5 protein-coding genes and 1 riboswitch are annotated in these 7,543 nt (G+C 44.0%); all 5 genes read left to right on the top strand.

Annotation, left to right across the window (positions count from 1 at the left end; all coding sequences use genetic code 11):
* Nucleotides 1–1,765 (top strand): DNA primase (locus L0J61_RS07650; protein WP_301465804.1); only part of this gene is annotated, 1,765 nt, incomplete at its 5' end.
* A 507-nt stretch (nt 1,766–2,272) separates the two neighbouring features.
* Nucleotides 2,273–4,183 (top strand): RNA polymerase sigma factor RpoD, encoded by a 1,911-nt coding sequence (gene rpoD / locus L0J61_RS07645; RefSeq protein WP_301465802.1) that lies wholly within the window; start codon nt 2,273–2,275, stop codon nt 4,181–4,183.
* A gap of 464 nt (nt 4,184–4,647) precedes the next feature.
* The gene (locus L0J61_RS07640; RefSeq protein ID WP_301465800.1) at nt 4,648–5,574 is read left to right on the top strand and encodes a bestrophin family protein; all 927 of its coding nucleotides are present in this window, start codon (nt 4,648–4,650) and stop codon (nt 5,572–5,574) included.
* A gap of 232 nt (nt 5,575–5,806) precedes the next feature.
* Nucleotides 5,807–5,980, top strand: a riboswitch (TPP riboswitch).
* A gap of 256 nt (nt 5,981–6,236) precedes the next feature.
* The gene (gene tenA, locus L0J61_RS07635) at nt 6,237–6,884 is read left to right on the top strand and encodes a thiaminase II (RefSeq protein WP_301465798.1); all 648 of its coding nucleotides are present in this window, start codon (nt 6,237–6,239) and stop codon (nt 6,882–6,884) included.
* A 207-nt stretch (nt 6,885–7,091) separates the two neighbouring features.
* On the top strand, nt 7,092–7,543 hold a 452-nt coding region (locus tag L0J61_RS07630; RefSeq protein ID WP_301465796.1), incomplete at its 3' end, for a class I SAM-dependent methyltransferase.

Raw genomic sequence — 7,543 nt, 5'->3', positions numbered from 1 at the left:
TATAAATAACAACGATATAAATAACAACGATATAAATAACAACGATATAAATAACAACGATATAAATAACTACCATGATTATCCACCCTTAGATGCTTACGATTCAGCGCCTTATTCGATGGATAACATGGATGACTATGGCTCAGACTATCAAAATGATACTAGCCAGCCCCCATCATGGTTGATGAATGATGATACTGCCGCATTGTACGATGATAGCAATGCGCATAATGATAGCAACGCGCCCACCAAAGATGGCAACCTATATGACTTGCTAGAGCAGCTGCAGCAGTTTTATCAACAGAACCTTAGCAAACATCCTCATGCTAAGCATTATTTCTTATCTCGTGGACTCACTGAGGATACCTTAGAAACCTTCGGCCTGGGCTATGCGCCTTTTGGTTGGCAGCATCTTGAGCATCAATTCCCGCAAGACATAGAGGGGCTTAAAGCACTAGGTTTAGTACGACAATCTGAATCTGGACGTGATTACGACCTATTGCGTGATCGGGTTATATTCCCAATTCGAGACAATCAAGGGCGAACGATCGGTTTTGGCGGTCGGGCACTTGATGACGAAGTAAAGCCCAAATATATTAACTCTTCAGACTCCCCTGTTTTTCATAAGCAGCATGTGCTCTATGGATATTATGAATCTCGCCAACAGCGGGCCAACGACTGGCTGGTCGTCGAAGGTTACATGGATGTCATCGCCCTGTATCAAGCAGGTATATATGGCGCTGTCGCTTCGATGGGTACGGCAATTAACGAAAGCCAGATCTCACGGCTATTAACGCTAAACCCCACCCTAACGTTGAGCTTCGATGGCGATAGTGCTGGTCAAAAAGCAGCATGGCGTACTTTAGAAGTCGCGCTACCTGTACTGGCTGACGACAAAGAGCTGCGGTTTTTAACTTTACCAAACAATCACGATCCCGATACTTTTATCAAAAGTCAGGGCAGTGATGCCATGCGTGAGCAGATCACGAATGCCATGCCGCTATCACAGTATATTTTTGCCTATTTGAGTGATCGGTACGACCTAAAGCTGGCAGAAGGCAAAGCCAAGCTAATGTCACAAGTACGCTCTTTGACCACAGCCTTACCCAAAGGCAGTAGCTTCCGTTATTTGCTAAATAATGATATTTATCAAAAACTGGGCGGTAAACGCAGCCAAAATGTCGAAGCAAAGGATGCGCTACTAGATTTTGATGGTGATATGACCATCAGCCAACAGTTGCAACTTTGTTTTTTATTCCAGCCACGGGCATTACTTGAAGACCCGATTGAGTCTATTTGGCAACAAGCAGGAATTATCGACTTGCAACTGCCCGCTCATATCAAACAAAAAGCGTCAGCTGACTCACTGCGTGCACTGGCTTGGGAAGACTTACAAGACGATGCACTATTCGATATTGTCAGCACTATTAAACGCTGCTTGAATTGCTTACCCAAAGACGCCAATGCCGCTGCACATTTTGTATTGTCCAATGTCCAATATGTTACTCAAGAAAAACTAAGCCGTAGCTGGGCTGGGTTTTATAAAACATTGACGGCCAGAAATATTTTAAGCTTAGACCAGCTCATCGAAAACTTAGTGATGCAACTACTAAAACTGCATTTGCAAAAAAAGATGCAAGAGTTAATAAAAAACCCTGATCATATCAAGCTAGCAATCGTCCGTAAGCAGACACAATTGTTGAATGACTGGTTACTCGCTCAGCAAGCCGAACAATCAGCACAAATGGGCGCAATGCCGTCTTAAATCTCTTGCTTATTTTATATGAAAAAAAACGAACCCCTTTAAAAGCATCATCGCTGCCCCCACTACTAATGATTATGCCCAGCAGCCTAACAGTACTGGGTCAGTACTAAGTATGCTACTAAGTGACACGTGCTGCCCACAGAGTGCCAGACTTCTCACTTATAGCAAAAAAACAGTTAGTAGACACCACTAGCTAGTGCCTGACTACTGTGGTCTGTGTTAAAATGTTTCGCTGCATATTGACAGCAGATTTTTTCTAAATGATGAGCATTAGCATGCACCACTAGGCACAGATTTTTAGTATTGTTTTTACATTCAAATTTTCACGTTTTAGCTTTATTTAAGAAAATCATTGTAGTATTTGAGCCTTTATTCATATCAACTCATTTTGGTATTATTGACAATCTCTACGCCATATTTTGATCAAAACATTGATAAGATCAACGCACCCAACGAGCGATAGTAAGTCACAATATAAAAATGTCCGATGCAAGTAAGCGAGTATTTATGAACGATAAGTCAGTTTCTAAGCCCACATCTCAACTGGCCACCTTAATCCAAATGGGTAAAGAGCAAGGGTACTTAACCTATGCTGAAGTGAATGACCAGCTTCCCGACTCTATTACCGAAAGCGATCAAATCGAAGATATTGTGCAAATGCTTTCTGATGTTGGCATCAAAATATTTGAGTCTGCCCCTGATGCCGATGACATCTTGATGAATGATGATTCAAGTGATGATGACATGGCAGCTGATGAGGCCGCAGCAGTATTAGCCTCTGTTGAGACTGAGCCTGGTCGCACTACTGATCCAGTGCGTATGTACATGCGGGAAATGGGTACCGTCGACCTACTTACCCGCGAAGGTGAAATCGCCATTGCCAAGCGTATCGAAGAAGGTATTCGTGACGTGCAACACGCCATGGCTTATTGGCCTGGTACAGTACAATTTGTTCTTGATGAATATCAAAAAGTACAAGACGGTGACAAAAAACTGTCTGACGTTATCACGGGGTTCTTAGATCCTGAGACCGAAGAAGACAAAATCGCCGCCCAAGAAGCGAAAGAAGCAGCGAAAGAAGAAAGAGAACGCCTCAAAGAAGAAAAGCAAAACCCACCCGTCAAGAAAAAGGCCGAGGAAAAAGCGGCGCGTGATGATGGAGACGAAGATGAAGAGGAGGAAGAAGCTGAAGAAGAAACCAGCGGCCTCGATCCAGAAGAAGTTCGCTTGCGTCTAGAAGAAATCGAAGCTCTATTTATCAAAGCAAAACAAGCGTTGATCGACTACGATCGCGGTAGCATACAAGCTGATATGGCATACGCGTTACTCGCAGACCGCTTCATGATGCTCAAGCTCAACAATCGCCTATCAGACCAAGTCATGGCTATCATGCATGACGTCTACGATGATGTCCGCAAGCAAGAACGCCAAATCATGCGCTTGGTTATTCGCCGTGGCCGTATGCCACGCACTGAGTTTCGTAAAACCTTCCCTAGCAACGAAACCAATGTTGACTGGCTGATCGAGCGTATCAAAGGCAAGCCTGCATTTGCTGCTACGTTAGAAAAGGTCACTGATGACGTTATCTTATTACAACGTAAGATTCGTGATTACGAGCAGCAGCTCGATATGCAGATACACGACATGAAAGACGTGGCACGTCGCATGGCAGTTGGTGAAGCAAAAGCTCGCCGCGCCAAAAAAGAAATGGTTGAGGCCAACCTACGTCTGGTTATCTCTATCGCGAAAAAATACACCAACCGTGGCTTACAATTCTTGGATCTGATTCAAGAAGGTAATATCGGTCTGATGAAAGCGGTTGATAAGTTTGAGTATCGCCGCGGTTATAAGTTCTCGACCTACGCCACATGGTGGATTCGTCAAGCGATCACCCGTTCTATCGCTGACCAAGCGCGCACCATCCGTATTCCTGTACACATGATTGAGACGATTAACAAAATCAACCGTGTCTCACGTCAGCTGCTTCAGGAAATGGGTCGCGAGCCTACCCCTGAGGAATTAGGCGAACGCTTAGAAATGGACGAAGTCAAAGTCCGTAAAGTTCTAAAGATTGCCAAAGAGCCTATCTCTATGGAAACGCCTATCGGTGATGATGAAGACTCGCACTTAGGTGACTTCATCGAAGACGGCACTATCTCTAGCCCTGTTGACGACGCGACTTCCGCTGGCTTGCAAGAAGCGACTCGCGGTGTGCTGGGTAATCTTACAGAGCGTGAAGCACGTGTATTAAAAATGCGTTTTGGTATCGATATGCCAACTGACCACACTCTAGAAGAAGTCGGCAAACAGTTCGATGTGACTCGTGAGCGTATTCGTCAGATTGAAGCAAAAGCGCTACGTAAATTGCGTCATCCATCACGCTCAGAACATTTACGCTCATTCTTAGAAAACGACTAGCAATAGAGTAAGCGTAATACGAACAAAAAGCCGAGATTATCTCGGCTTTTTTTTGCCTCAATTTTATGGGTCTATTTATGATTTCATTGTAGAGTATCGGATAAAGATAAAACAAGGTATGACTTTTGCTATTGAGCCCACGATGAAGGCAAAGTAAAAATGAAAAAGAACGGCTGGACGGTGGTGACTGCAGATAAAGAGCTTTCTACCCAATAAGATTGCGTGAAAAAGAAACCCGTTAAAACGTGCTGGCAGCCTTCCCTTACTGCTTTGCAATATAGGAAACTTGCTGCTGTGCAATACAAGAAATAGTCAACTATCTTTTACTTGAGGTATTGGCTACTTGGCAAATACTGATATGATAGGTCGCGATGGTATCAGCATACGTTGATCAATGCCTATATCATCGCCACGTCACCGCTACATCATCGAATTGTTATCAATACTCTCGCTAGGAAGCTGATATGATCGTCCGGCAAACACCTAATACGCTCAAGATATTTTTTGCCCTTCGCGGTTCTATCGTACCAAAGATCTATCCGCAGATCTTTCTGGTAACCATCATCAGTACAGTTATCACTCTTATTCAATACTGGTCTCCCAGCACTTTTCCAGCGTACGGTACTATACCATTTACGTTACTGGGTGTGGCTTTGTCATTATTTCTTGGCTTTCGTAATAATGCAAGTTATCAACGCTGGTGGGAGGCTCGTACCCTGTGGGGTCAGCTAGTCTACGATGCGCGCAGCTTTACCCGTCAAGTACTGTCTTTCATCAACACAGAGACCGAGACTGAGCGTGATATTCAACGCTCTATGATACATCTGACGATTGCTTTTACTCACGCGGTGCGCCACCGCCTCCGTGATACCGAACCATGGCAGGATGTCGAGCGTTTTGTCGCACCGGCACATCATAACAGCATGCGGCAAGCAAAAAACCTGCCAAACTATCTGATGGGTCTGCTCGGTCAAAGGCTTGGTGACGCTCGTCGCCTAGGCTTAACCTCAGAGCAGATGATCCAAAACATGGATGAACGTCTGCACTCTATGACAGTGGTGTTGGCTGCCTGTGAGCGTATTCATAGCACACCACTGCCCTTTGCCTACATGCTGTTGGTACATCGTACTACCTATCTGTATTGTATTATGCTGCCATTTGGCTTGGTATCCTCGCTAGGCTGGATAACACCTCTCATCTGTGTGGTGACTGCTTATACTTTTTTTGGGCTTGATGCCCTAAGTGAGGAGTTAGAGGATCCCTTTGGCTTTGCGCCCAACCAGTTGCCACTGACTGCCTTATCACGCACGATTGAAATAAACTTATTAGAAGCAATGGGAGAAACTGAACTTCCACCTGACATTGCGCCAAAAAACAGCTACCTAGAATAACTCGTGCCAGCAGTGAGCAAGTCAATCATACCGACTTCTGATAGCGCTAATTTCTAGCCAAACATTGCTCAACATTTGCAAATAGCACCTGAACTCGTTTACTATAGCTCTTGACTGCTTATTCTGACTAAAAGCAGTTAAGACTCAATTAAATTGTACATTAGGGCACGTCCTCAATATCTTCAAAATGAAGACACACCCTAATCTCGATATCAACAAACCTTGAAATATTGAAACCTTGTCGGGGTGCTTTGATTTTTATATTACTGCCAAATAGCACTGTAGTCGTCAATGTCACTGCTAAACTGTGTGCATTGAACCTGATGATATTTAGCAATCAAAGCTGAGACATACCCGCGAACCTGATGCAGTTAGCACTGACGTAGGAAACAAGCGTGACACTTAATAGCACATCTCTTAAATAGGTCTCACCAGCTTAGTTACTATAAGCTAGTGGCTTTTTTGTGCCTGTGGCTTTTTTGTGCCCGTAGTCACTTCAATTTAAAAGTATCACCAGACAACCAAGTGTCGATGTATCTCTAATACTTCACGCAAGGTTAACTCAGTAATACTTTTATAGTGGAACGACTATACCCTCTTATCGCCTTCTACCAGTTGCTTACTTCATACTCTTTACCATTCATAAAAAGTAAGTACAGACTATGGACTACCAAACGCTACGTCACAACTGCCCCACATGGGGTGATTACATTCAGCACGATTTTGTCAAGCAGCTAGCCGCCGGTACGCTCGCCTCTGATAGCTTTTGCCACTACCTCATCCAAGACTATTTGTACCTAATTCACTACACCCGTGTGATGGCGCTGAGCGTGTATAAGAGTGACACGCTGGCACAAATGCGCGTTGGTCAAGCTGGTGTCAATGCCATGCTCGATATGGAAATTGCTATGTATTTGGATTTTTGTCGTCAGTGGAATATCCCGCTTGATGAAGTCGAGAATGCTGCCGAATCTGTCGTCACCACCGCTTATAGCCGTTATATATTAGATACAGCCATGTCAGGCTCTCTTGCCGAACTCTATGCCGCGATAGCACCTTGCTTGATGGGCTATGGAGAAATTGGCAAGCGCATCAAAGAGCAAGGTTTTGTCGCGGACAACCCATACCAACCTTGGATTGACGTGTTTTCAAGTGATGACTTTCAAGCCATCACCACACAAAACGAAATCCAGATTAACACGCTGCTAGCGCAGGCCAACCCTGATCAAGCGACTAAGTTTCAACGACTATTCAACACGTCCACACATATGGAAATTCGCTTTTGGCAACAGGCGTTAGATCTGTCGTAGCTCGTATTGATTGTGCTAGATATTACGACAGCTGAGCTGTTTTTTGTCCCTAGCCACTTTTATCATCAACACTTTCACCCTTAATACGATGGTAGCTGATTTTGATAGCCAATTTTAATAGCTAATTTTCAATTTTTAACGCTTAACTCGCTTAACTTTTAGCGCTCAACCCTTAACCTTCAATTTTAACGCTCAAGGAGAGATATTATGGCAGCATTTGACGAACACGCAGGCGCATACGACAGCTGGTTTTTGGACAACCAGAACTTGCTGGCCAGTGAGCTAAAACTGGTCGCCCATTTTTTAGATAAAGACAGTGAGATACTGTCTATCGGATGTGGTAGTGGTTTGTTTGAAATGCTACTAGCAAAAGAGTATGACATTCATATCAAGCACGGCATTGAACCTTCAAAAGACATGGCTGAAATCGCTGAAAAGCGCGGTGTACAAGTGAATATCAGCCCTGCTGAAACCAGTGAGGTTGAGTTTGATAAATTCGATATCATTATGTTTAACGGTAGTATCAGCTATATCAGCGACTTAGACGTTTGTATCCAAAAAGCATTTGCCGCCTTGAAAACTGGTGGTAAGCTGATTATTATTGATGTACCAAAAGAAATCGGGTTTGCCAGCCTCTATAATCTGGACAGTGCAGTAAA

The sequence above is a fragment of the Psychrobacter sp. genome (assembly GCF_030457785.1).
In the GTDB taxonomy this organism is placed as follows: domain Bacteria; phylum Pseudomonadota; class Gammaproteobacteria; order Pseudomonadales; family Moraxellaceae; genus Psychrobacter.
Note: the sequence above shows the minus strand (reverse complement) of the source record. Positions and strands in the feature narration are given on the sequence as shown.